The 24,376-nt window shown below is 71.5% G+C and carries 21 protein-coding genes; 11 read left to right on the plus strand and 10 right to left on the minus strand.

Features of this window, described 5'->3' with window-relative positions; genetic code table 11:
• Nucleotides 1-194: 194 nt before the first annotated feature.
• Entirely contained in the window at nucleotides 195-440 is a 246-nt protein-coding gene (locus ACFXGI_RS26020; protein ID WP_384711170.1) for a hypothetical protein, read from the minus strand.
• A gap of 160 nt (nucleotides 441-600) precedes the next feature.
• On the opposite strand from ACFXGI_RS26020, the gene ACFXGI_RS26025 reads away from it, so the two are divergent.
• Nucleotides 601-1,926: a LuxR C-terminal-related transcriptional regulator gene (locus ACFXGI_RS26025; RefSeq protein WP_384711173.1), complete on the plus strand. Its 1,326-nt coding sequence runs from the start codon at nucleotides 601-603 to the stop codon at nucleotides 1,924-1,926.
• Nucleotides 1,927-2,052: 126 nt separating this feature from the next.
• On the opposite strand, the gene ACFXGI_RS26030 is transcribed toward ACFXGI_RS26025, so the two are convergent.
• Genes ACFXGI_RS26030 through ACFXGI_RS26040 form a run of 3 tightly spaced genes read right to left on the minus strand, consistent with a single transcriptional unit; the run spans nucleotide 2,053 to nucleotide 6,907 of the window.
• A complete protein-coding gene (locus ACFXGI_RS26030; RefSeq protein WP_384711175.1) occupies nucleotides 2,053-2,748 on the minus strand; it encodes a formyltransferase family protein in 696 nt (231 codons plus the stop codon).
• Nucleotides 2,745-5,837 carry an amino acid adenylation domain-containing protein gene (locus tag ACFXGI_RS26035; RefSeq protein ID WP_384711178.1) on the minus strand — a complete coding sequence of 1,031 codons (3,093 nt, stop codon included), beginning with the start codon at nucleotides 5,835-5,837 and terminating at the stop codon, nucleotides 2,745-2,747. Before ACFXGI_RS26035 ends, ACFXGI_RS26030 begins: the two co-directional genes overlap by 4 nt.
• Nucleotides 5,834-6,907 carry an NAD-dependent epimerase/dehydratase family protein gene (locus ACFXGI_RS26040; RefSeq protein ID WP_384711181.1) on the minus strand — a complete coding sequence of 358 codons (1,074 nt, stop codon included), beginning with the start codon at nucleotides 6,905-6,907 and terminating at the stop codon, nucleotides 5,834-5,836. Before ACFXGI_RS26040 ends, ACFXGI_RS26035 begins: the two co-directional genes overlap by 4 nt.
• Before the next feature lie 143 nt (nucleotides 6,908-7,050).
• Here ACFXGI_RS26040 and ACFXGI_RS26045 point away from each other — a divergent pair, with 143 nt between their 5' ends.
• Complete coding sequence (locus tag ACFXGI_RS26045; RefSeq protein ID WP_384711184.1) at nucleotides 7,051-8,271, plus strand: RNA-guided endonuclease InsQ/TnpB family protein; 1,221 nt, start codon at nucleotides 7,051-7,053, stop codon at nucleotides 8,269-8,271.
• Between the two features lie 29 nt (nucleotides 8,272-8,300).
• Here ACFXGI_RS26045 and ACFXGI_RS26050 read toward each other — a convergent pair whose 3' ends face one another.
• The 4 genes from ACFXGI_RS26050 to ACFXGI_RS26065 all read right to left on the minus strand — a co-directional run bounded on the left by ACFXGI_RS26050 (nucleotide 8,301) and on the right by ACFXGI_RS26065 (nucleotide 12,856).
• Nucleotides 8,301-10,265: a fatty acid CoA ligase family protein gene (locus ACFXGI_RS26050; RefSeq protein WP_384711187.1), complete on the minus strand. Its 1,965-nt coding sequence runs from the start codon at nucleotides 10,263-10,265 to the stop codon at nucleotides 8,301-8,303.
• A gap of 9 nt (nucleotides 10,266-10,274) precedes the next feature.
• The gene (locus tag ACFXGI_RS26055; RefSeq protein WP_384711190.1) at nucleotides 10,275-11,126 is read right to left on the minus strand and encodes a hypothetical protein; all 852 of its coding nucleotides are present in this window, start codon (nucleotides 11,124-11,126) and stop codon (nucleotides 10,275-10,277) included.
• A 3-nt stretch (nucleotides 11,127-11,129) separates the two neighbouring features.
• A complete protein-coding gene (locus tag ACFXGI_RS26060) occupies nucleotides 11,130-12,197 on the minus strand; it encodes a 3-oxoacyl-ACP synthase III family protein (protein ID WP_384711193.1) in 1,068 nt (355 codons plus the stop codon).
• A 263-nt stretch (nucleotides 12,198-12,460) separates the two neighbouring features.
• Nucleotides 12,461-12,856 carry a VOC family protein gene (locus tag ACFXGI_RS26065; RefSeq protein ID WP_384711195.1) on the minus strand — a complete coding sequence of 132 codons (396 nt, stop codon included), beginning with the start codon at nucleotides 12,854-12,856 and terminating at the stop codon, nucleotides 12,461-12,463.
• 172 nt (nucleotides 12,857-13,028) lie between these two features.
• Between ACFXGI_RS26065 and ACFXGI_RS26070 the strand changes: the two genes are divergently transcribed.
• From ACFXGI_RS26070 to ACFXGI_RS26080, 3 genes are all read left to right on the plus strand, one after another.
• On the plus strand, nucleotides 13,029-14,135 hold the full coding sequence (locus tag ACFXGI_RS26070) for an alpha/beta hydrolase (RefSeq protein ID WP_384711198.1): 1,107 nt from the start codon (nucleotides 13,029-13,031) through the stop codon (nucleotides 14,133-14,135).
• Nucleotides 14,136-14,237: 102 nt separating this feature from the next.
• A complete protein-coding gene (locus tag ACFXGI_RS26075) occupies nucleotides 14,238-15,749 on the plus strand; it encodes a glycosyltransferase family 4 protein (protein ID WP_384711201.1) in 1,512 nt (503 codons plus the stop codon).
• A 314-nt stretch (nucleotides 15,750-16,063) separates the two neighbouring features.
• Nucleotides 16,064-16,885: a hypothetical protein gene (locus ACFXGI_RS26080; protein WP_384711203.1), complete on the plus strand. Its 822-nt coding sequence runs from the start codon at nucleotides 16,064-16,066 to the stop codon at nucleotides 16,883-16,885.
• 34 nt (nucleotides 16,886-16,919) lie between these two features.
• Here ACFXGI_RS26080 and ACFXGI_RS26085 read toward each other — a convergent pair whose 3' ends face one another.
• Nucleotides 16,920-18,806 (minus strand): ATP-dependent Clp protease ATP-binding subunit, encoded by a 1,887-nt coding sequence (locus ACFXGI_RS26085; RefSeq protein WP_384711244.1) that lies wholly within the window; start codon nucleotides 18,804-18,806, stop codon nucleotides 16,920-16,922.
• 59 nt (nucleotides 18,807-18,865) lie between these two features.
• Nucleotides 18,866-19,093, minus strand: coding sequence for a hypothetical protein (locus tag ACFXGI_RS26090; protein ID WP_384711206.1), 228 nt, complete (start codon nucleotides 19,091-19,093; stop codon nucleotides 18,866-18,868).
• Between the two features lie 388 nt (nucleotides 19,094-19,481).
• Between ACFXGI_RS26090 and ACFXGI_RS26095 the strand changes: the two genes are divergently transcribed.
• The 6 genes from ACFXGI_RS26095 (at nucleotide 19,482) to ACFXGI_RS26120 (ending at nucleotide 24,115) form a co-directional block, all read left to right on the plus strand.
• On the plus strand, nucleotides 19,482-21,128 hold the full coding sequence (locus ACFXGI_RS26095; RefSeq protein WP_384711209.1) for a phage tail sheath family protein: 1,647 nt from the start codon (nucleotides 19,482-19,484) through the stop codon (nucleotides 21,126-21,128).
• Nucleotides 21,129-21,185: 57 nt separating this feature from the next.
• A complete protein-coding gene (locus ACFXGI_RS26100; RefSeq protein WP_384711211.1) occupies nucleotides 21,186-21,614 on the plus strand; it encodes a hypothetical protein in 429 nt (142 codons plus the stop codon).
• Nucleotides 21,615-21,766: 152 nt separating this feature from the next.
• Nucleotides 21,767-22,090 (plus strand): hypothetical protein, encoded by a 324-nt coding sequence (locus ACFXGI_RS26105; protein ID WP_384711214.1) that lies wholly within the window; start codon nucleotides 21,767-21,769, stop codon nucleotides 22,088-22,090.
• The gene (locus ACFXGI_RS26110) at nucleotides 22,087-22,248 is read left to right on the plus strand and encodes a DUF6760 family protein (RefSeq protein ID WP_384711217.1); all 162 of its coding nucleotides are present in this window, start codon (nucleotides 22,087-22,089) and stop codon (nucleotides 22,246-22,248) included. The genes ACFXGI_RS26105 and ACFXGI_RS26110 overlap by 4 nt, the downstream gene beginning before the upstream one ends.
• 3 nt (nucleotides 22,249-22,251) lie before the next feature.
• Nucleotides 22,252-22,977, plus strand: a complete 726-nt coding sequence (locus tag ACFXGI_RS26115; protein WP_384711220.1) for a hypothetical protein — start codon at nucleotides 22,252-22,254, stop codon at nucleotides 22,975-22,977.
• A gap of 13 nt (nucleotides 22,978-22,990) precedes the next feature.
• Nucleotides 22,991-24,115, plus strand: a complete 1,125-nt coding sequence (locus ACFXGI_RS26120) for an IS701 family transposase (protein ID WP_384711247.1) — start codon at nucleotides 22,991-22,993, stop codon at nucleotides 24,113-24,115.
• Nucleotides 24,116-24,376: the final 261 nt, after the last annotated feature.

Consider the following 24,376-nt stretch of genomic DNA (forward strand, 5'->3'; position numbering starts at 1 on the left):
TTCCACTGAACCACGGGTGACACACCCGTTCAGCTGGTGCGGTGACGATCCGTTCGCGGATCAGAACGGTCTGCGGGGCAGCGCCCCGCAGACCGTTCCGTCATGTTCTGCCCTTCCACCGGGTTCGGGCCCGCATCCACCCAACCGGCGGCGGATGGGATCCGCCGCCCCCGCACCCGGTCAGCCGGGCGGTCTCAGTTGAGCCGCTTGCGGGGGCAGTCGCCGGTGCCCCACGCGGTCGTGGTGGCGCAGGCGTGGCCCCGGTCGTCGCCCTCGCCGACATGGCCCGGACGCAGCGTCAACGCCCCGCCGGGCGTATCGGCCCCGGCCGACACCACGGTCGCGCTCGCCGTCGTGTCCGCCGTCGCGCTCGCGGCGCCCAGCCAGACCATTCCCGCGGCGGCCAGCACCGCCATCCCCCGTACGGTCTTGTTGATCACGACAACTCCTCTGCGACGTATGACATGTGACGGGCGGGATCCGGCTGGTCATGCCGTCCCGCTACTCCCGACTCTGCCAGCCGCGGGATGACAGCGGCAGGCCCGTAGTGGATCATCTGTGTGCCATGCACCTTTAGGAGGCAAGCACGTGGAAACGGGCATGGCAGCGGGCATGCCCGAGGTCGACGACTCGGCGGTCGCCCTGTACCGGTGGATGCTCGTGCACGGCGGGCTGCGCTCCTCGGACCTGCCGAAGGCCGCGGGAGAAACCGGTCTGACACAGGAGGAATGCCGCGCCGCGTTACGCCTGCTCACCGACACCTGTCTGGTACGGCCCGACGGCGACGGCTGGCAGGCCGTCAGTCCACAGGCGGCGGGGGCACGACTGCTGTCCGCCCCCGAGGCAGCGCTGCGCACGCACGAGGAAGAACTGCGGGTGCGCAGGGACGAACTCCAGCGCCGACGTGACGCGTTGACCGGGCTCATCCCCGTATACCTCCAGGCTCGGCAGCACGCCTTCCCCCAGGGCACGATCGACCACCTGCCCGACCAGTTCGCGGTGCGCGAACTCCTCACCGAGGTCATCGACGGCAGCCGCGCCGAAGTGCTCGTGTCCAAGCACGGCGGCTCCTTCCCGGAGGCCGCGCTGCGCGAGGCGTTACCGCGTGACCTGGCACTGCTGGAGCGGGGGGTGCGGATGCGCAGCCTCTACCAGCACGCCACCCGCTTCGATCCGCCGACACGGACGCACGCCGAGCGGCTGATCGAGGCGGGGGCGGAGATCCGCACACTGCCGGAGGTGCTCCCGCAGATGATCGTCGTCGACGGGGAACTGGGCTTCCTGCCGTCGCGGTCCGGCGGGGCACTGCTGATCCGGGAGCCGGACCTGCTCGGCTACCTCCTGGACGTCTTCGATCGGGACTGGGAGTACGCGACGCCGTTCGCCACGGGCCCGCAGGCGGCGCACGACATCTCGGAGACGGTCAAGAAGAGCATCCTGGCGCTCCTGGCCAAGGGGCTGAAGGACGACTCGATCGCGCGACGCCTGGGCATATCGCTGCGGACCTGCCGCCGGCACGTCTCGGAGCTGCTGCTCGGCCTGGGCGCGCACAGCCGCTTCCAGGCCGGGGTGATCGCCGAGCGGCAGGGTCTGACGCAGCCTCACCGGCCACTGCCGGAAAGGGCGGCACCCGCTCCGGCCTCGGGTCCGGCCACGGGTCCGGTCACGGATCCGACCCCCGTGCCGGATCCGGAGCCGGAGCCAAAGCCGGAGCCGAAGCCGGCTGCGGTCGGCCCCGACGGTCCGGACGGTCCGCCCCGCTGCCCCGGCTGCGGCGCGGCGCTCCCGGCGGCAGGAGGCCGCGGCCCCCTGCCGGGCCGTCCGGGCCGGCCGGCCCGGCACTGCTCGGCCGCCTGCCGGGCGCGGGCGTACCGGGCCCGCCGCAAACCGGGGTCCGGGGAGACCAGCCCCGCCGACAACGCGTGACGAAACACCCGTCCCGTCACGAAACCCCCTGTGTCACGGTCCGGGTGCCGGCGGCTGAACGCACCGGCGCCGGACATCGCCGCCGCGGCGCGCACGGTTCGTGGCGCTGGGCAGGGGTTCACGGGGTCAGCCGGCGGGCGCCTGCGTTCCGATCGCCGCGGTCAGTTCCGGGGCGTACGCGGCGAAGGGGCCGAGGTCCGTGGCGCGGGCGTAGGCCGGGTGGCCGCGGTGGGCCGCCAGGCGGGCCAGGGTGCGGGTGCCGTGGTACGCCGGCGGGCCCGCGGGGGCGGGCGGGGGCGGGAGGGGATCGCCCGCGGCGACCGCCGCCAGGGTTTCCTCGAACAGGGTCTGGCAGGCGCGGACGCCGCGGAGCATGACCTGGAAGTGGCGGGCGTCGGGGGCGATCGGGAAGCGGCGTACGGCCAGGACGCGGCCGGTGTCGATGCCCGCGTCGACCTCGTGGAGGGTGGCGCCGTACTCGTGCTCGCCGTTCAGCAGGGCGAAGAGGACGGCCACGGAGGGCAGTCCGCGGTGGCGGGGCAGCAGGCCGTTGTGGATGTTGAGGATGCGCAGGCCCCGGGAGAGGAGCGGTGCGCGGAAGATCCGGCGGTTGTTGAGGGACCAGACGATGCCGTCGGTGCAGGTGCGCGCCAGGGCGTCGGCGTGGGCGTTGATGTCGGCGGGGGCGGGGAGGTGCAGGTGCCGGGCGCCGTCCGTCGCGTCCTGCGGGTCCGCGGAGCAGACGAGGTCCACGGGGTGGCCTTGCGCCGCCGCGTACGCGACGGCCCGGTGCAGGAGTGCGCCGTCTCCGACGAAGATCATGCGGGGAGCTCCTCTCGGGCGGCGGTGAGGTGGGCGCAGAGCTGCGCGAGCGTCAGGTTCCGCACCAGGCAGTCGAGGCCGGCCATGAAGCGGCGGGCCTGCGCGGGTTCCAGGAGGTCCTCGGAGACGGCGGTGAGCATCTCCACGAGGGCGAGGGAGTCTCCGCCCAAGGCCTGGAAGTCGGACTCCGCGGACAGCCGGGCGGGCTCCACGGCGAGGATCGCGGACCAGTGGGCGGCCACCCGGGCCCGGAGGGTGGCGGGCTCCGCCCCGTCGGGGGCGACGGCGCGGGCGGGAGCGGGGGCCGTGGTGAAGGGGTCGGGCAGGGCGTCGAGATCGGCCTTGCCGCCGACCGTGCTGGGGATGGCGTCGACGGTGACGACGTGCGCCGGGACCATGGCGGCGGGCAGCAGGGCGGCCAGCGCGGAGCGGAGGGTCTCGGGGAGGCCGGGGCCGCCGTGCGGGGCTTCGGCGCGGGGGACGACGTACGCGCACAGGACTGGCGTGGTGGTGTGCGGGCGGCGGCGGGCGGCCACGGCGGCGCGGCTCACCTCGGGCCGGGCTTCGAGCGCGGCGACGATCTCCGCGGGCTCGATGCGATGCCCGGCGATCTTGAGCTGACCGTCGATGCGGCCGGCGAACTCGACCTCCCCGCCGGGCAGTCGCCGGCCGAGGTCGCCCGTGCGGTAGGTGCGGGTGCCGTCCTCGTGCTCGGCGAACGGGGAGGGGCCGCCGTCGGGCGGTCCGAGGTAACCGCGGGCCACCTGGGCGCCGCTGACGACGATCTCCCCCGTGCGGCCGGTGTCCTCGGCCCCGGTGCCGATGCGCTCGCCGTCCTCGGTGACGAGGTCGACGCGGGCGTAGGGGCCGGGGGTGCCGATGGGGAGGGTCGCGGCCGTGGTCGGGCGCGCGTCGTCCACGACATGGGCGAGGCAGACGACGGTCGCCTCGGTGGGGCCGTAGCCGTTGATGATGCGGCAGTCGGGGCCGAAGGCGGTACGGGCGCTGCGGACGGCGGCCGGAGTCAGCGGTTCGCCGCCGAGCAGCAGGGTGCGTACGCCGCCGGCGTCGCCGCCCGCATCGGCATCGGACAGGAAGGGCAGGTGGGAGGGGGTGAGGGCGAGGGCGTCGGCGCGGTGGTCGGTGACGAGCCGGCGCAGGGTGGCGCGCGAGGGGGCGTCGGGCGCGAGGACGATCGTGCCGCCGGCCAGGAGGGGCAGGAAGAGGGGGAAGCAGGAGATGTCGAAGCCGTAGGAGGACGCGAAGCCGAAGCGGGTCCGGGCGTCCACGCGGCAGACCCGCGTCATCCAGTGGACGAAGCCCGCGAGGGCGCGGTGTTCGATCTGCACGCCCTTGGGGCGGCCGGTGGAGCCGGAGGTGTGGATGACGTACGCGAGGTCCTCGGGCGCGGGGGCCCGGGGTGCGGGCAGGGGCGCCCGCGGGACGGTGCCGTGGTCCTCGGCGAGGTCCTCGGCGAGGAGGAGCGGGCAGGGGGCGAGCGCGGTGAGGGGCTCGGCGAGGTGGCGCCGGGTCAGGCAGAGCCGGGCGCCGCAGGAGCGGAGGATGTCCGCGGTCCGCGCGGCGGGGTGGGCGGGGTCCAGCGGCACGTAGGCGGCGCCCGCCTTGAGGATCCCCCACAGGGCGCAGACCCCGGCCGGGGTGCGGTCGACGACCAGACCGACAAGGTCTTCGCGGCCGATGCCGCGGCGGATCAGCGCGGCGGCGACGACATCGGAGCGGCGGTCCAGTTCGGCGTACGTGACCACCCCGCCGGGCCCGTCGAGCGCGGGCGCCCGGGGCGTGCGGGCGGCCTGCGCACGGAACAGTTCCACGACGGTGGCGCGGGGCGGCACGGCATCGGGCCGCGGCACGGGGGACGCGGGCGCGGGCGGTGGGGCCGGGGAGGCCGGGAGGCGGGTCAGGACCTCGTCCAGCAGGCGGGTGGCACGTTCGGCCAGGTCGGGGCCGCCGCGGACGCCCATGGTGAGCTCCGTGGCGGTGTCCGTCTCGGTGGCGACCACCGAGACGGGGACCAGCGGCGCGTGGACCGGCAGCGCGTACAGCGTCGTCGCGGTGAAGCCCCCGCCGGAGAACTCGGCCGGGTCCAGGCGCCCCAGGTGGGAGACGACGACCGAGGCGAGATGGCGGTCGGCCCGTACGGCGGCGGCCTGGGCGGCCCGCAGCAGCAGGCGACCGGCCGCCGGCGGCAGTGGGAGCAGGGCCGACTCGAAGCCCTCGGCGAGCTCCTGCTTCTTCGAGAGGGCCCGGAGCAGGGCGCCGTGTGCCCTCGGCCACTCCTGTCCGGGGCTCAGCTCCAGGAACAGGGGAAGGGTGAGGTTGCCGGTCGCGGCGATGCCGGGGCGGTGGCGCCGCAGGTCGACCGGGACCATGACCCGGGTGCCGCCGCCCGGCGCCGCGCTGTCCGCCAGGGCCTGGGCCAGGCGCGCCGTGAGGGCCGGGTGGTGGGTGGGGAGGGTTCGGCGGAGCCAGAGGATCTGCTCGGGGCCCCGGGCCGGGCGGCCCAGGGGGGACGGGCGGTCGGGGGCGAGGGACGGGCGCCGGGCGGTGGCGCCCAGGCGGCGCAGGAGGCCGCGGTCGCTGTCCGGGGCGAGGGCGGGGCGGCCGGGCTCCCCGCGCAGGGCGCGGAAGACCTCCCGTACCCAGGTCAGGGCGCCGTGACCGTCCATCAGGGCGTGCGGGGCGCTGAACACCAGCACGGCCGTGCCCGCGGTGGTGCCGGGAATGGCCAGGACCTCGCAGCCCGGTGCGGCGTCGCGGTGCGAGCGGCCCGTGAGGAGTGCCGCCGTGGCCGGGTCGGACACGTCGATGGGCCCGGCGGCGGGAGCCGCGTAGCGGATCGCGGGCAGCGGGCCCTCGGCGGTCCAGACGGGCCCGCGCCGTACCAGGCGGGAGCCGGGGCACGTCTCGGCGGCCCGGGCGACCGCCGCGCGCAGGGCCGCCGGTCCGGGGACGGTGTGCCCTTCCACGACGATGCGCAGGGCCATGGCGCCGCGTGCGTGGCCGGCGGCCAGGTAGAGGTGTTCCGTGGGCGACACCGGTCGCCGGTACGGGATGAGAGGGGTTGTCATCGTCGTGTCGTTCCCTGGTCGGTACGGGTGCGGCCCGGCTGCGTCCAGGCCTGGAGGCCGCCGTTGGCGTGGATCCAGCGGAGCAGCCCGCTCACGCCGTCCTCCCGGGTGCGCGGCGGGTCGTAGCCGAGGTCGCGGCGGGCGGCGCCCGTGTCGTACGTGGTGGAGCGGGTGAGGAGGGCCGTCGTGTAGCGGCTCAGCGGCGGCCCCGTCGCGGCCGAGGGGCGCAGGCGCCATGCCGTCTCCACCGCCCCGGCCAGGGCCCGGGTGGCCGTGACCGGGATGCGGGGGTGCGGTGGCGGGCAGCCGAGACGGGAGCCGACGTCCGTGAGGAAGGCCCACAGGTCGGTCACCTCGCGGTCGGCTATGAAGTACGCCTTGCCGCCGATGCGTTCGGCGGGGGCGGCGGCCGCGCGCAGGCAGGCGTCGACGGCGTTGTCGACGTGGCACAGCGAGACCCGTACGCGTTTCCCGCCGGACAGGTCGGGCAGCCGGCCCTCCCGCATCGAGGCGATCATGCGGGGCAGGAAGCCCGCGTGGTCGCGGGGGCCCCAGATGCCGCGCGGGCGCAGGGCGCAGGTGGTGAAGTCCGGTGTGTTCGCGGCCAGTACGTACTGCTCCGCGGCGGCCTTCGTCGCGCAGTAGTGGTTGAAGAACCGGGTGGGGTAGGGGGTGCTCTCGTCGATCCGGAGCCGGTCGCCCTCGCGCAGGTGCATCAGCGCGCTCGGGCTGCTGACGAAGACGAAGCGGGTGGCGCCCGCCGCGCGGGTCGCCGTCAGCAGCCGCTGCGTTCCGGCGACGTTGGCCTCCTCGAACTGGGCGCGGCTGCCGTGGTCGACGACGCGGGCGGCGCTGTGCAGCACGGTGTCGCAGCCGATGGCCGCGCGCGCCAGCGAGGCCGTGTCGGCGAGGTCGCCGGGTACGAGGTCAATGCCCGGTCCGAGGGCGCTCAGCCGGGCCGTGTCGCTGCCCGGCCGGACCAGGGCGCGGACCCGGTGGCCGTCGCGCAGGCAGGCGTCGGCGAGGTGGCCGCCGAGGAAGCCGGTGGCCCCGGTGATCAGGATGTTCACCGGACTTCTTCCTGGAAGCTCCGGCCTTCAGACCGGGGAAGAGTGGATCCTCGACTCGAAGGCTCGGAGCACCTGTGTTCTCTATGCATCTGACGGGACCTGCACCTTCTCTGATTGTCAGTGAGGACTGTTACGTTGCGGTCATGACGACGCTGATGACCGACGGTGCTGGGGTTGCCCGGTACACGTACCGGCTGCGCGCCTCGTCGACCGCGTTGACCCGGCTTGAAGCCGAATGCGCGCGGTGCCGGTGGGTATGGAACGAGTGTGTGGCAACGTCCCGTAAGGTCCACGCCCTCAACAGGGACGCCGAACGGAAAATCACCTGCGGTCCGGCGCAGCTCGACAAGATGTTGACTGCGGCCCGCCGGTCGGTGGCCTGGCTGCGTGAGGGGGCTTCGGTGCCGCAGCAGCAGACGGTCCGGGACTTCGCGAAGTCCCGGACCAAGGCGGTGAAAGACATCAAGGCGAAGCTGCCGATGCGGCAGCGGGCCGGGATGCCCCGGATCAAGCGGAAGCGGGAGGCCGCACCGTCGCTGAACTACACGCGGCGCGGGTTCTCGGTCAGGGACGGCCGTCTGCACCTGGCAGGCGGGATCCTCCTGACGGTCGTGTGGTCTCGTGACCTGCCGTCCGACCCCACTAGCGTGCGCGTGTACCGCGACAGTCTCGGGCACTGGTACGCGTCGTTCGTAGTGACGGCCCATACACAGCCGCTGCCGGAGACGGGAGCGGTGATCGGTGTGGACTGGGGTGTGAAGGAAACCGCCACGACCACCTCCGACGCCCACGACCTCCGGCACGCCGAGCACGGCAAGACCTCCGCTGCCCGGCTCGCCCGCTACCAGCGGATGATGGCCCGGCGTGCGACGCCCAAGAACCGGCCCGACACTGCCGGGTACCGCGAGGCCCGGAGGGCTGCGGCGAAGGTTTCGAAGAAGATCGCCCGGCAGCGCCAGGACACCGGCCGCAAGTGGGCCAAGACCATCGTCCGGGACTTCGACCAAATCGCCGTGGAAGATTTCCGGCCGCGCTTCCTCGCGAAGTCCAGCATGGCCCGCAAATCGGCCGACGCCGCGATCGGTGCCACGAAGACGGCACTGATCGAGCAGGCCCGCAAGCACGGCCGGAAACTGCGCCTTGTGCACCCCGCGCACACCACCATGGACTGCGCACGGTGCGGAGCGAGAACCAAGCACGCACTCCCCCTTTCCGAAAGGACGTACACGTGCACCGCATGCGGAATCTCTTCTCCCAGGGACAAGAACTCCGCACGCGTCATGCTCGTCCGGGCTGGTCTCAACCCGGCTAGTGCTGATCTTGTAAGACCCGCCCCCTGCCAGGGGTCAGGCAAAGTGAGCTAGGAATCCCCGCCCCTCAGGGCGGAGAGGTTTCAAAGCGCCCGCCACCAGGTCGCGCCGTAGAGCATGGTCAGTGCGGCGGTGGCGGTGCTGCCGCGGCCCGCGGCCCTGCCCCGGGGCAGGGCGAGGGGGATCTGCGCGGCGTGCACCGGGATGCTGAGGAAGGCGTCGGCCCACCAGAGCCAGCGCAGCAGGGGTACGTCGGGGACGTCCCCGACGGCAGCCCAGAGGGCGCCGCCGAGGAGGTACGCCCAGCCGGCGATCGGTACGAGGCGGGCCGCGCGGGCCCGGGAGAACGGGGGCGGGGGCGGGGCGAGGCGGCGCTCGGCCCAGCGGGCCAGCTGCTCGCGGCCGATCTTGGCGTTGTGGCGGATGTCGACCGGGAAGGCGGGGTGGTGCAGGAACTCCTCCAGCCCCCGGGTGGGCACGTGTTCGGAGGCGAGGGCCCGCAGTTCGACGACCAGGTCCCGCCAGGCGGCGCTGCCGACCGGGACGCCGGTCTCCACGCAGACGACGGGGCGCTGGGCGCCGGCCGGGCCGATGCCGACCAGGGCGCTGCGGCGCACCAGCGGATGGGCGTTGAAGACGCCCTCGCAGCGCACGGTGTGCAGGTCCCGGCCCGCGGCGCGCACCCGCTGGGAGGTGCGGCCGCAGAACCAGAGCCGGCCGAGGTCGTCGAGGTATCCGAGGTCGCCGGTGCGGTGCCAGGTGAGCGCCGCGGCGTCGGGCCGGGTCTCGAGCACCTTGTGCAGGGCGTCGGAGCGGGGCGCGTCGTGGTAGCGGGGGCTGACGGACTCGCCCTCGACGAGTATCTCGCCGATGCTGCCGGCGGGCAGGGCGGTCCCGGCGTGGAGGCGGGGGCGCGGGCCGTCGGTGACGGGGACGATGCGGACGCGGGTGCCGGGGACGGGGCGGCCGATGCAGGTGCCGGCTCCGCGGGCACTGCCCGCGGAGGTCTCGCCGAGGATCTCCCCGGATTCGATCGAGGAGATCGGCAGGACCTCGGTGGCCCCGTACGTGACGTGGACGGACGCCTTCTCGTCGAGGACGGTGCGCAGGGCGGAGACGACGGAGTCCGGGACGGGCGCACCGCCGGAGACGACGCAGCGCAGGTCGGGCAGGGAGCGGCCCTCGGCGGTGAGGTGGTCGGCGAGGTTCCGCAGCAGGGCGGGCGAGGCGAACATGGTGGTCGCGCCGAACCGTTCCAGCGCGTCCACGAGCAGGGCGGGTTCGGCCTGGGCGACCTTGGCCGGGGCGAGGGGGGCGAGGACGGTGGTGGATCCGTAGACGAGGTCGAGGATCCCGTAGAAGGGCAGGGTCACCAGTGACGTGTCGTCGCGGGTGCGGCCGTGGGCGGCCTCGATCTGGCGGGCGATGGAGAGCGCCATGCGGTGGGTGTACTCGACTCCCTTGGCGGGGCCGGTGCTTCCGGTGGTGAACCCGATCATCAGGAGGTCGTCGCCGCCCACGTCGGCCGCGGGGGGCCGCGGCCCGGCGGTGGCGCGCAGGGCGGCGAGGGTGTGGCCGCCCCACAGCCGGCGGCGGCCGAGCGTGACGGGGATGCGTACGCCGCCGAAGGTGCGCCGGCCGAGGACCCGTACGAGGTGGGCGAGGGGCGGTCCGATGAACGCCTCGGCGCCGGCGGCGCGGTAGCAGTGGAGCATCCGGCGCACGCCCATGCCGGGGTCGACGACGACGGGGACGGCGCCGAGCCGGAAGAGGGCGAAGGCGAGGGCGAAGAGCTCGGGGCCGGGCGGCGCCATCAGTACGGTCTTGGTCCCGCGGGTGATCCCGGCGCGGGCGAGTCCGTGGGCGATCTCCTCGACCGTGTCCTGTAACTGCCCGTAGGTGACCTCGCGGTAACGCGGGCGGCCCCCCGGCTCGCGGCCGTCGGGGTGGATGACGGCCGGCTTGTGCGGGAAGGCGGCGGCGTTGCGCTCCAGGCGGTCGGCCAGGCCTGCGGCGGTCGTGGAAAGGGGGACGGTGCTCGTGGTCATGGTGGCGCGTCACCAGCCTTCGGGCCGGTAGGAGGCGCAGGCGGCGCTGGGCCCGGCGCCGGCGGTGACGATGAGCAGCCGGTCCCGGTCCTCGGGGCGCGGGGCGGCCAGGGCCTGGAGGTAGCCGAGGATCGGCGCCGCGGTGTGCGGCTCGCCGGCGACGACATTGCCGTGCGCGGCTCGCGGGCCGACCACGAGGGTGCGGTCCGGGTCGATGCCGTGCTCGCGGATGTACGCGGCGGTGCAGGCGGCGGCGTGCGCGGAGCGCCGCGCGCCGTGTCCCTCCGTACGGCGGACCGTGATCCGGGAGCGGCCGTCGCTGCCCATGGCCGCGGTGTCGAGGTACCCCTCGGTGTCGGTGGGCCCGTCGCCCGCGTACACGGACACCGGGCCGAAACCGGCGCCGGGGTCGGCGCTGCGCTGCAGGAGGAGGGCGCCGGCCAGGTCCGCGTACGGGTAGTGGGGGTCGCGGCGGGCGTCGCCGCCGGGGTGCACGTCGGCGGCGGTGATCAGGGCGCGGTCGGCGCTGCCGGTGTCGAGGAGGCTCTGGGCGAGCTGTACGGCGTTCAGGACGCCGCAGGCTCCGTTCATGAGGTCGAAGGAGAAGCCGGCGGCGGGGGCCGGGTCGGCGATGTAGTCCAGATTGATGCCGACCTCCTTCTGGACCAGGGCCGCGAGGGCCGGTTCGAAGGTGTTGGACTCCCGGTAGACGCCGACGTTGATGAGGACGCCGACGGATGACGGGGAGACCTGCGCCTGATCCAGGCAGGCGCGGGCGGCGCGGCTCGCGAGTTCGACGGCGCAGGCGGGTCCGGCGCCGTGGTGCGTGGCGGTGTGGGCTGCGGCGATGACCATTCCCATGGTTCAGACCCCCATGTCCGTGATCGTGGCCGACAGGGCGCCGGTCACCACGCCGGAGGCGGCGGGGACCATGAGGAACCGGGATCCGGTGCGGGCGGTGCCGGCCCGCAGGTGCTCGCGCAGCGTCAGGAAGTGGGCGGTGGTGGCGGTGTTGCCGTACTTCTCGACGACCGCGAGGGAGGTGGGCATGGGGGCCCCGAACTCGGCTTCGGCGGTCTGGTTCACGTAGTCGATGAACCGGGTGCCGACCTGGTGCTGGATGACGTAGTCGAAGGCCTCGTCGGTGAACTCCCGGCCCTGCTTGGCCAGGAGGTCCCGGTGGAACCGCGGCCACAGTTTGAGCCGGTCGCGGTTGTGCATCTTCTTGTTGTCCGTGTAGAGGGCGATGCCCTGGCTGCGGTCGCTCGGCATGCCCATGCACAGGTGCGCGTACTCGGCGCAGGTCATCAGTTCCACGTAGTGGATCCGGTCGGCCTCGTCGGTGGAGGCGTCCAGGACCACGGCGGCCGCCGAGTCGCCGACGGAGAGCGAGGCGAACTGCGGGTCGTAGGAGTCGGTGATCTCGCGGGCCGCCGTCTCGGCGACGGCGGTGGCCTGCTCGCCGCTGACGACCAGGCCGTTGCGTACCGCGCCGGAGCGGATCATGCGGTCGAGCAGGTAGACGCCGGTCATCATGCCGGCGCAGGCGTTGGACACGTCGAAGTGGACGGCCCTTCGCGCGCCGAGCTCGCGGGCGATGAGAGAGGCGAAGGACGGTTCGAAGGTGAAGCGGCCGCCGTCCGTGAAGCGGGTGATCGAGGCCGATATGACGACGTCGAGGTCGGCGGCCTCGTAGCGGGAGGCCTCGAGGCAGTCCCGCGCGGCGGACAGGGCCATCGAGAAGGAGTTCTCGGCGGCCGCCGGGTCCGGGTCGTACACCCGGCGCTCGGCGACTCCGGTGATCCGCTGGAGGTCCGCGTCACGGACAGCGGCCATCCCCTCGGTCAGCTCCCGGGTGGTGACCACGGTCTCGGGGACGTGGGCCCCCAGGGCCTCCAAGCGGCTGTGGCGATTCGGTGTGCTGGTGTTCATGCTTCACGTTCTCCATGGGACATCCCCGTTACAGACAGCGAAGTTACCGTAGCGTAGGGATCAATCCGCATGCTCCGCAAAGGGCGTTGAAGCGCGCAGATGGGTCGATTACCGGCCAGGGCTCCCATGGATCACATTTCGCCAGTACCCGGACCTGGCACCTCCCGCCCCGCCGATCGTCGGCCGGAACATCACGCACGGTGCGCGAAACCTGTCCGGAACCGCTCGGTCCGCTCGGCGCGGCTCAGCCTGCCCGTTGCGGCTCAGCCCGCTCGGCCCTCGCCCCGCCCGGCCCGGTCGGACTCGCTGCGCAGGACGCAGAACTCGTTGCCCTCGGGGTCGACGAGGATCACCCAGCCGGAGCCGTCGGGCTCGCGGTGATCGGCGGCGAAGACGGCGCCGAGGCCCAGCAGCCGGCCGACCTCCTCGTCGCGCGAGGTCTCGGGGCGCAGGCACAGATGGATCCGGTTCTTGACCGTCTTGGCCTCGGGCACCTGGTTGAAGTACAGCACCGGGCCCTCCGCCAGCGGCACCCGGGTCTCCCGGTCACCCGGGCGGGCCCCGGGATCCAGCGGACGGCCCGTCACGCCGGCCCAGAACCGGGCCAGCCCGTAGGCGTCCGCACAATCGATCGCCACGTTCTGCACCACCGAGACCATGGGCTTGAGCCTTGCCGATCTCCACGCAGAACGCCACCCCGTCTCATTTGAAACATAAACGACATCTGTTGCACGTTTCTGCAACCCCGAGGTCGAAAAACACATCCAAAGAGGCGAGGACCCACCCGTTCTGCCCGCCCGAGGGCAGCCGCAACTGTTCGGAGCGAAGTTCGTGCACGTGTACCCGCAGCCGCAGCCGCAGCCGCCCAGGCGATCCCGCAAGAAGGCGTGGATCGGCTCCGCGGTGGCGGTGGCGCTCATAGCCGGCGCCGGCGCCGGGTTGATCTACTGGAAGACGGACTGGTTCGACGGGAACGGGGAGGCCGTCAGCTACGCGAAGCCCCCCGCCGCAGCGGACAACGGCAAGGGCGCCGGGGCCGGGGCCGGCGGCGGGAAGCAGGCCTCCGCGCCGAGCGCGGACCCGGACGTGTCCCTCCCCGCCGGCCCGTTCACCGAGTTCAAGCAGACGGTCAAGCTGGACGACGGCACCCGCATATCCAAGGCCAAGGTGAAGGGCGCCAAGTCCGGCTTCGACGGCAGCGTCTGGGTGTGGACGCCGAAGGAGTACGACCGCCCGGAGTACGCGAAGAGCGCCTTCCCGGTCATGATCGCGCTGCCCGGAGGCAACGGGAACGCCGACAACTACTGGGCGACCATGCCGAAGCTGGGCCTCCAGGCGGCCATCTCCGAGGGCGCCGCGGCCGGCAAGAGCCTCCCCTTCATCGTGGTCATGCCGATCCTCAACCCGGACGCCAAGTACTACTACGACGGCTCCGACATCCCCGGCCAGGCCAAGATGGGCACCTGGATCGGCGAGGACGTGCCCGATATCGCCCGGGCCAACTTCCGTACCTACAAGTCCCGCGACGGCTGGGCCTTCATGGGCAACTCCTCGGGCGCCTTCGTCGGCCTCAAGCAGCTCCTGCAGAAGCCGGACCGCTTCCGGGCCGTCATCGCCAACGGCGGCGAGATCGTCCCCGACTCGCCGCTCTGGAAGGGCCACCAGGCGGAGATGGACGCGAACAACCCCGAGAAGCTCGCCCCGAAGCTGATCGCCGACAAGGGTCCCGAGGTGAACGTCTTCTTCCAGTACGGCACCAAGGAGGGCGGGCGCGAGCGGATGGAGAAGTTCCAGCAGCAGTTCGGCAAGGGCCCGGTCAAGGTCACGATCCACGAGATCCAGGGCGGCGACCACAACGGCTGGGACTACGTCCGGGGCATGAAGGAAGGCGCCCTGGAGCAGCTCAGCAAGCTGATGAAGGGCCCGAAGCCGCAGTAGGCGGTCCGGAAGCCGTTTCGCGGCGTTTAGGGACATTGGTCCATGGTTTTCGACCCGCACCTCCAGTGATGCTGATGGGGAGTCACGTACAGGAGGAGCAACATGCAGGTGGAAACCGAGCCGGACCGGCAGCGATTGCGGATCCTGGTCCTGTCCGACGTCAGCGGACTGGGCCTGGGGGGTGTCCCGGTGTTCAACATGGAGCTGTGCAAGGGGCTGGCGCAGCGTCACGACGTGACGCTGCTGACGGTCGATCCGGACACCGAATACGACGACGAGAAGATGCGCCGGCAGCACGGCGACACGCGCATCGTCAACGCTCCCGTTCCCGGCATCGAGCCGCGTGACGTGCTGGAGTCACTGGTGGCGGGCCCTCCGGACGGATACGGGTTGCCCGCGCCGGGGGGTGAACCGTTCCACCTGGTCATCGGGCACTCCCGCTTCTCGGGACCGGCGGCCAAGGCCATCCGGGAGAAGTGGTACCCGACGGCCCGGTTGATCCACTTCCTGCACACGAGCCCGGTGCGGCTGGACAAGATCAAGGGACGCTGGGAGAAGGGCGCCAAGAACGCCGTCGCCGAGCGCAGGGTCATGCACCGAGCCGATCTCGTGACGGGCGTGGGGGCGCTGCTGACCGCCGAGTGCGAGCGCCTGTCCGATCAGGTGGTGCACGTGCCGGGCCTGCACGAGTTCGTACCCGGTACGGAGATCGGAACCCTCGTGGCGGGCCCGCACGGGGGTGCGGGGCGGGTCGACCTCCTGCTGCCCGGCCGGGCCACGGACGAGATCAAGGGCGTCGACAACGCGATCCGCACCATGGGGATCCTGAAGAAGCGCCACGGAGCGGTCTTCCACCTGACGGTCCGGGGAGGGCCGGATCCGCTCAAGGAGCCGAAGGAGTACGGGGAGTGGATGGCGAAGGTGGAGGCGTACGGCGCGGAAGGCACCGTGACGCTCCTGCCCTTCACCAAGAACCCGGCCGATCTCCAGGAGGACCGTGAGCGTGCGGACGCGGTGATCATGCCGTCCCTGCACGAGGGGTTCGGTCTGGTGGCCACGGAAGCCGCGGGCCGCGGCATACCCGTCCTCGTCAACGCGGAGAGCGGCGCCGCCGGCTTCTTCGACCAGGCCCCCGGTGGCGGGAACTGCGTGGTCCGCGTGGAGCCGGGCGAGTCGGTGCCCGAGACTTGGGCCGACGCCGTCGAGCGGCTCCAGCAGGACCTGGCCGGCCGCTGGGACGAGGCCCGTACGCTCTACGGCTACCTCGCGCAGTACTCGTGGGAGCACGCGGGCGACGCCATGGCCCAAGCCGCCATGCAGACGACACCGGCGACCCGGCGCTCGCCGCACCGCAGGTGCATCGGCCGCCGGACGAAGCAGGGGCCCGGCGGGACGGTGCTGCCCGGGGGCACCCGTACGGAGTGGGCGGTCGGGCCGTGGTACGACGGCTCGGTCGGCTGGGCACCGGGGGCGGACCGGCAGTACGCGGCGTGGCACGAGATCAACCCCCTCAGGCGCTCCCAGAGCGTCAAGGAGCCCGCCCGGCAGCGACGCCGTCCCGAGCTCCGGCGCTCGCTCAGCACCGAGACGCGCGGAACGATCACGACCGGCTGATCCGCACGGAAAGAAGAGGTAGGAATTCGGGTTGACCGAGGGGGCCGGCCGGGGGTCGGCCGGGCAATTGCCGGCCCCCTTCTCCCCCGCAGCCCGATCCGTCCTTCGGGACTTTCGTCCTATCGGGCCCGTCGTATTACCGTGCCACACTTCTGACGGACAGTGTGAAAATTTCGACCGTGCGGTGGTGACCTATGCCCGGATCCGTTTACAGCACCACTTTCGAGCGTGACCAGAGAAATCGCAGGGCTTTCCGTGCACCCGCACCAAAGACTCCGCGGAATCAATCCCGGCCCCAACTCCCGGCCCTTTCCGTGCCCCTGCCCCAGCCCCTGCCCCTGCCCCTCAGCAGCCAGGTGCGCAGTCTGCACGTCGATACCGAACTCTTCGCGCAGGTGCACGCCGGGCTCCCCGAGGCACTGCGGACCCCGCGGAATTTCGACCTGCTGGAACAGGTGCTCTCGGGCCAGCACCTCATGGCCCTCGGGACGAGCTTCATCGGGCGCAGCGCGAAGCTGCTGGCCCACCTGACGGGCGGCAACCACACCTGGAACTACGACTGCCGGGTGTGGATCTCGCTGCTGCCGGACGGGCAGCCGGCCGGCCCCGTCTCCCTGCCGAACGCCAGCATGGCGACGGCCCACAAGGCGGCCGGTTCCCTGGCCGACAGCAAAACGCGCACCACGGGGCCGACCTTCTCCGCGACCGGCACCGCGGGCACCCTGATGGGAGTCCAGCAGCTCGGCGGCAACGCGACGGCCGGAGTCGCGTACAAGCGGGAGACGGCCCGCAACCACACGAGCAACATGGGGCACGAGCGGTCGGACACCCTGTCGTACGGGGAGGGGACGCTCCAGTACGGGAACCGTGCGACGGTCCGGATCCGCGTCGAGTGGGACAAGAAGCCCAGCCTCCTGGCGCTGTGGGCCCGGGGGAAGCCGCACAAGGAGCACACGATCGTCCCGCAGGACGGCGCCGGAGGCTCCGCCGCGGCCGAACTGGAGTACGTCATCCCCAGCGCGCTCGTCCTGCCGAGGACCGCCGATGCCGGTACGAGCACCGACGCGGGTAAGAGCACCACCGTCGGGGCGGGCGCAGCCCGCCGGACCGCGGACACCCGCGTGTACGAGGTCTGATACCGGGCGGCGGCGGTCCTCGGACCGCCGCCCCTCAGGCCCGCCGCGTCCGCGCCTCGCCGCGCGCTCCCATCAGCAGGTGGCCGTCTTCGGCCTCGACGCGGACGGTGTCGCCGTCGCGGACCTCGCCCGCGAGGATCTCCTTGGCGAGGCGGTCGCCGATGGCCGTCTGGATCAGACGGCGCAGGGGCCGCGCGCCGTAGGCCGGGTCGTTGCCCTTGTCCGCCAGCCAGGCCAGGGCCTGCGGGGTGACGTCCAGGGTCAGGCGGCGCTGCGCCAGACGCCCGGCGAGAGCGGCGATCTGAAGCTCCGCGATATGGGCCAGCTCCTCCTCGCTCAGCGCGGAGAACACCACCAGATCGTCCAGGCGGTTGAGGAACTCCGGCTTGAAACTCCCCCGGACCACCTCCAGGACCCTGGCCTTCTTCTCCTGCGCCGAGGCCGCCGGATCCATCAGGAACTGGGAACCCAGATTGGAGGTCAGGATCAGGATCGTGTTGCGGAAGTCCACCGTCCGGCCCTGGCCGTCCGTGAGACGCCCGTCGTCCAGGACCTGGAGCAGGATGTCGAAGACCTCCGGATGGGCCTTCTCCACCTCGTCCAGCAGCACCACCGAGTACGGACGCCGGCGCACGGCCTCCGTCAGCTGACCGCCCTCCTCATAACCCACGTACCCGGGCGGGGCGCCCACCAGACGCGCCACCGAATGCTTCTCGCCGTACTCCGACATGTCGATGCGGACCATCGCCCGCTCGTCGTCGAAGAGGAAGTCCGCGAGCGCCTTGGCCAGCTCCGTCTTGCCCACCCCCGTCGGGCCCAGGAACAGGAACGAGCCGGTCGGCCGGTCCGGATCCGCAATGCCGGCCCGGGTGCGGCGCACGGCGTCCGAGACGGCCCGCACGGCCTCGCCCTGGCCGATCAGACGCCGGCCCAGCCCGTCCTCCATACGCAGCAGCTTCTGCGTCTCACCCTCCAGGAGACGACCCGCCGGGATGCCGGTCCAGGCGCCCACCACGTCCGCGATGTCATCCGGGCCGACCTCCTCCTTGACCATCTGCTCGTCGGGGTCAAGGGTGCGAGAGGCTTCGCGTTCCGCCTCCACGGCCTCCTCGACCTCCCTTTCGAGGGCGGGGATCGCTCCGTAGAGCAGCTTGGAGGCAGTGTCGAAATCGCCGTCGCGCTGGGCCCGCTCGGCCTGCCCGCGTGCCTCGTCGAGGCGCTCCTTGAGCTCGCCGACCCGGTTGAGGGACTGCTTCTCCTTCTCCCAGCGGGCCGTCAGGCCCCGCAGGTCCTCCTCCTTGTCGGCGAGGTCCTTGCGCAGTTTGGCCAGGCGTTCGCGCGATGCGGGGTCGGACTCGTCCTTCAGTGCCAGCTCCTCCATCCGCAGGCGGTCCACGGATCGTTGGAGCTCGTCGATCTCCACGGGAGAGGAGTCGATCTCCATGCGGAGGCGGGAGGCGGCCTCGTCGACCAGGTCGATGGCCTTGTCGGGAAGGAACCGGGAGGTGATGTACCGGTCGGAGAGAGTCGCGGCCGCGACCAGCGCGCTGTCGTTGATGACCACCTTGTGGTGGGCCTCGTAGCGGCCCTTGAGCCCGCGCAGGATCGCGATGGTGTCCTCCACCGACGGCTCGGCCACCAGCACCTGCTGGAAGCGCCGCTCCAGCGCCGGATCCTTCTCGATCCGCTCGCGGTACTCGTCGAGAGTGGTCGCACCCACCATCCGCAGCTCCCCGCGGGCCAGCATCGGCTTGAGCATGTTGCCCGCATCCATCGCCGAATCACCGATCGCCCCGGCCCCGACGACGGTGTGCAGCTCGTCGATGAAGGTGACCACTTCCCCGTCGCTGTCCTTGATTTCCGCGAGGACGGCTTTCAGACGCTCCTCGAACTCGCCGCGGTACTTGGCACCCGCGACCATCGCGCCCAGATCCAGGGAGACGAGGCGCTTGTTCTTCAGGGACTCGGGGACGTCCCCCTTCACGATGCGCTGCGCGAGCCCTCGACGACGGCCGTCTTGCCGACACCGGGCTCACCGATCAGCACCGGGTTGTTCTTCGTACGCCGCGACAGGACCTGCACGACCCGCCGGATCTCCTGATCACGCCCGATGACCGGATCCAGCTTGCCCTCACGAGCCGCCGCCGTGAAATCGGTACCGAACTTCTCCAGGGCCTCGTACCGGCCCTCCGCGTCGGGGTGGCTCACCCGCCGTCCTCCTCACGTGCTCGTCTCCCGTGCCCGGCCGCACGCGGCCACAGGTGCCTCCAGTGTCCGAGGTCCGGGCTTCCTGCGGGAAAGACGAAAGTTGACTCGTGGACTCCCCGGTTGATCGTCACCAGTTCAACCTTGTTCATCCGGGGAAACCATTTCCCGTAGGCCAAATGTTGATCCACCGAAGACCTCTGATGACAAATGCCCGGCGAACTTCCATATCCATTGCCGTCATTTGACACGGCATCGAACGCCTGGTCATGATCCTGAACAGAATCCACGGCCCCGGAGAACGGGTGGACCTTTCCATTCCCCCATGACGGAAAGTGCGAACCGCGCCCAGGATTCACCCTCGGGATAACTCACCAAGAAGGAGTGCTGGATGGCAACCTATCTGTCCCCCGGCGTATTCGTAGAAGAAACCGTCGGCGGCTCCCGCCCCGTCGAGGGCGTCGGAACGGCAGTGGCCGCCTTTGTCGGATTCGCTGAGCAGGGACCGCTCAACGAGCCGGTCCGCGTGACCAACTGGGGTCAGTTCACCAAGACCTTCGGCGAGTTCATCGCGGGCTCCTACCTCGCGCACTCCGTCTACGGCTACTTCGCCAACGGCGGTGGCACCTGCTACGTCGTCCGCGTCGGCGGGTCCGGCAAGAACGCGGTGGACGGCGGCGCCCGGTCCGCCGGTACCGCACCGGCCCAGGTGCTCGGCGGTTTCCGCGTCGCCGCTCTGCCGGCCGCCTCGGGCCGCGACATATCGGTCGACGTGCAGAAGAAGCCCGCCGACCCGAAGGCCAAGCGCCCGGCCGCCGGCGGCACCGCGGCGGACAAGGCGAAGGCCGCCACCAAGGACGGCGACGCCGGTGCCGGCACCGGCGCGGGCACCGGCGACGACGGGGACACCTTCACCTTCACCGTGAAGGTGGACGGCTCCGCCGCCGAGACCTTCGACGTCAGTGCCGACAAGGCCTCCCCCGCGTATGTGGTGACGCAGGTCAAGGAGCGCTCCCGGTACGTCGTGGTGGAGGAGGCCCCGGCCGCCACCGGCACCGCGCTCGCTCTCCCCGAATCCTCCTCGCTGGCCCTCCCGGCCGGCCCGAAGAGCGGGGCCGCGAGCGGCGAGGTCGTGGCCAAGGACGTCGTCGGCAAGTACGTCGGCAAGGTCGGCGACCGCTCCGGCCTGTCCGGTCTCGAGGCCATCGACGACATCACCATGGTCGTCGCCCCGGACCTGATGGCCGCCTACCAGCAGGGCAACGTCAGCCGTGAGCAGGTCAAGGCCATCCAGATGGCCATGATCAACCACTGCGAGAACATGGCCAACCGGATGGCCATCCTCGACCCGCTCCCGGACATGGGCCCCACCGAGGTGCACGACTGGAGGCAGAACGAGGCGGGCTTCGACTCGAAGTACGCCACGCTCTACTACCCGTGGATCCAGGTCGCCGACCCGTCCACCGGCGAAGGCTTCCTCATGCCGCCGTCCGGCCACGTGGCCGGGCTGTGGGCCCGCAACGACGAGGAGCGCGGCGTCCACAAGGCGCCCGCCAACGAGGTGCTGCGCGGTGCGCTCGACCTCGGCATCCAGGTCACCAAGGGCGAGCAGGAACAGCTCAACCCGGCGGGCATCAACTGCATCCGCAGTTTCCCGGGCCGCGGCATCCGCATCTGGGGTGCGCGCACCCTCTCCAGCGACCCGGCCTGGCGCTACCTGAACGTCCGACGCCTCTTCAACTACCTGGAGGAGTCGATCTACCTGGGCTCGCAGTGGGCCGTCTTCGAACCCAACGACGTGCGCCTGTGGTCCACCATCCGCCGCAACATCGCCGCGTTCCTCACGAACGAGTGGCGCAGCGGCGCACTCTTCGGCAACTCGCCGGACGAGGCCTTCTACGTCCGCTGCGACGAGACGACGAACCCGCCCGAGGTGATCGAGGCGGGCCAGGTCATCTGCGAAATCGGCGTCGCCCCGGTCAAGCCGGCCGAGTTCGTCGTCTTCCGGATCGCGCAGGACTCCATGTCGGGCGAGTAGCCCGACCCCACGTTCCACCGCCGACAACCGCACACGCGCACCCCATAAGGAGCAGAAATGGCTGGCACCTACTACGGCCTCAAGATCGACGGCGTGGTCATCGCCACGTTCACCGAGGTGAGCCTGCCCAGCGAGGGAGTCGAGACCGAGTCCGTCCAGATCACCAACGCGCAGGGTCACACCGAGTTCGTCACCATAGCGAAGAAGCCGATGGCGCCCGAGGACATCACCTTCAAGTTCTACGCGGGCGCCGACATCGCGGACCCGAAGGACAAGAAGAACCTGGAAGCGCTCCAGAAGTGGATGAAGGAGGGCAGCGACTCGGCGAAGCGGAAGAACGCCTCGATCGTGGAGTACCACGAGAACCAGGAGGTGAAGAGCACGTCCTTCCAGAAGGCGTTCCTCAAGAAGGTCGACCTTCCGAAGGGTTACGGCGAGACCGGCACCGGCACCATCGCCCACAACGGCATCACCCCGGGCGCGTAATGAGGAGGGGGCGCGTACCTGCGGGGCACACCGGCTCCGATGCCCGCACCGCCGCCTCGCCGCCCGTGCCCCCGGACGGTTCCGCCGCAGGCAGGGGCGCCCTGCCCGCGGCGGGCCCGACGTCCTTCCCGTTCACCCTTCCACGCGGTTACGTGGACCGGCACGGGAACACCCACCGGACGGGCGTCATGCGGCTCGCGACCGCTCGCGACGAGCTCATTCCGCTGACCGACATCCGGGTCCGTGAGAATCCCGCCTATCTGTCGGTGGTCCTCCTCAGCCGGCTCATCACCAGGCTGGGAACCCTCGAAGACATCGACTCCGGGGTGGTGGAGAACCTCTTCGCCGTCGACCTGGCCTTCCTCCAGAGGTTCTACGAGAAGATCAATCTCGACGGAACGCCGGTGGCATCGACCGTCTGCCCCGACTGTCGGCACGAGTTCGACGTCGACATGGGGAGCCGCCTGGGGGGATGAAGGTGTACGCGGCCGCGGACCTTCGCTCCGAGATCGCGTACATCGCGTACCACTTCCACTGGTCCCACAACGAACTGCTCGACATGGACCACGTCCAGCGACGTGCGTACATCCAGAGCATCGCGGACATCAACCAGCTCCTCGAAGGCAGGCCGTAGAACATGCACCGCACCACCGGGGTCACCGACACCACGCCGCCGTCCGCGGCCGTGGCGACGACCCCGAACGATCGGGTGCCGGTGGTACTGCCCGAGCTTGTCCGCCGGCTCACGGCGGAGGTGGAACTCGTCACCGATGCCCGGAGGGTGACGGACAGGCTGCCGGCGTTCCGGGACCACCGGCTGTCCGGCGAGCCGCCCACCCTGATCGACCGCGAAGCGCCCCTGGTCTTCCGCTTCGACGCGGCGGCGGGCGCATGGCGCGCGGGCGGCGACCTCGCCTACCGGCCTGCCGTGCCGCTCCGGTGGCGGACCTCGGCCACGGCGGCCGACGTCGGGGCCGGCAGTGCCGGTGCCGGTGGGGTTGGGACCGTACGTGCCGGTGGGGTTGGTGGGGCCAGCAGGGCTGGCACGGACGGTGGAGTCGAGGTCGCGACGCCGGGGAAGGCAGCCGCGTCTTCCTCGGGCGAGGGCCGGTCGGCGTCCGGCGCGGGCGTCGACCCGATGCCGTCGGATGTACCGGTGCCGGATCAGGAGCGGTCGCGGCGAGCGGTGTTGTCCGAGCGCCTCGGGCGTGCGTGGGCCTCGTCCCGTGCCACCGCACGGTTCCACCACGCGTCGCCGGCTGCCGGTGGGGGGCGTCGGGCGGAGGCCCGTGACGGCGCGGGGCACGATCAGCTTCTAGTACTGCAATCACACTTGTGTGTGGTTGAGTTGGTGTGTGACTGAGCTCGGGGTGGGGTTGGTTGAGGAGTGGGACGGGGTGCTGGCCGGGTTGCATGCCCGGTTCGCGTCGCGTTTCGTGAGGTCGGAGCCGCGGGGTCGGGCGCTTGCGTATATGCGGGGTCTGATCGCGCCGTTGGAGCGGAAGAACGGCTGGACTCTGGCGGAGAGGGCGGGTGACCGGCTGCCGATCGGGATGCAGCGCCTGCTGGGCGAGGCGGACTGGGACGCGGACAAGGTGCGGGACGACGTGCGGGACTACGTCGTCGAGACCATCGGCGACAAGGGCGCGGTCCTGATCGGCGACGACACCGGCTTCCTGAAGAAGGGCGTGCGCTCGGCTGGCGTCCAGCGGCAGTATTCCGGCACCGCCGGACGTACCGAAAACTGCCAGGTCGGCACGTTCCTGGCCTATGCCTCGCCCAAGGGGCGGGCCCTGATCGACCGGGAACTGTATCTGCCCGCCTCGTGGACGGACGACCGCGAGCGATGCCGTGACGCGGGAATCCCCGACGAGGTCTGCTTCGCGACGAAGACCGAACACTTCAAGGCCATGCTCAACCGCGCGATCGAGGCCGGCGTCCCGTTCGCGTGGGTCACAGCGGACGAGGCCTACGGGCAGTCGAAATCGCTGCGATGCTGGATGGAACAACGGTCCATCAGCCATGTGATGTGTGTGAAGACCAGCGACACCGTCATCACTCGCGGCATGGGCGAACGCCGTGTCGACGACCTCGTCGCCGGCCTCGCGCCGCAGTCCTGGAAGCGCCTGTCCGCCGGTAAGGGATCCCACGGCGAGCGCGTCTACCAGTGGGCGCGGATCCCGATCCGGATCTGGTGGGAGAACGGCCACGGCCACTGGGTCCTGGCCCGTCGCAGTCTCAAAGACCCGACCGACATCGCCTACTACGTCTGCTACGGGCCTGCCGGCACCCGGATGAAAGACCTGGTCAGGGTTGCCGGCGCCCGCTGGGCCGTCGAGGAATGCTTCCAGACCGCCAAGGGCGAGTGCGGCCTGGACCACTACCAGGTCCGGCTCTACCACGCCTGGTACCGGCACATCACTCTCGCCATGGCCGCCCTCGCCGCACTCACCGCCGTCCGCGCCCACGAACTCTCAAAAGGGGAAACAGCGGTGGCCTGATACCGCTGTCCGTAGCGAGATACGCCGCCTCATCGGCCACCTCCTCCACCCCCACCACCTCACCGCCCACCACCATCTGCACTGGTCACGCTGGCGAAGACTCAGTCAGACACGCGCCCGCGACAGCCACTACAAACAACGCGGACATGCCCCTTAACTGTGATTGCAGTACTAGCTGCCACGCCGCCGGTTCCGCGGACCGCTCCCCGACCGGACCGTGTCACGAGCGCCCTGGACGGCTCGGCCCGCACGGCGTTCGCG

This window comes from Streptomyces sp. NPDC059355 (assembly GCF_042752335.1).
Taxonomy (GTDB): domain Bacteria; phylum Actinomycetota; class Actinomycetes; order Streptomycetales; family Streptomycetaceae; genus Streptomyces.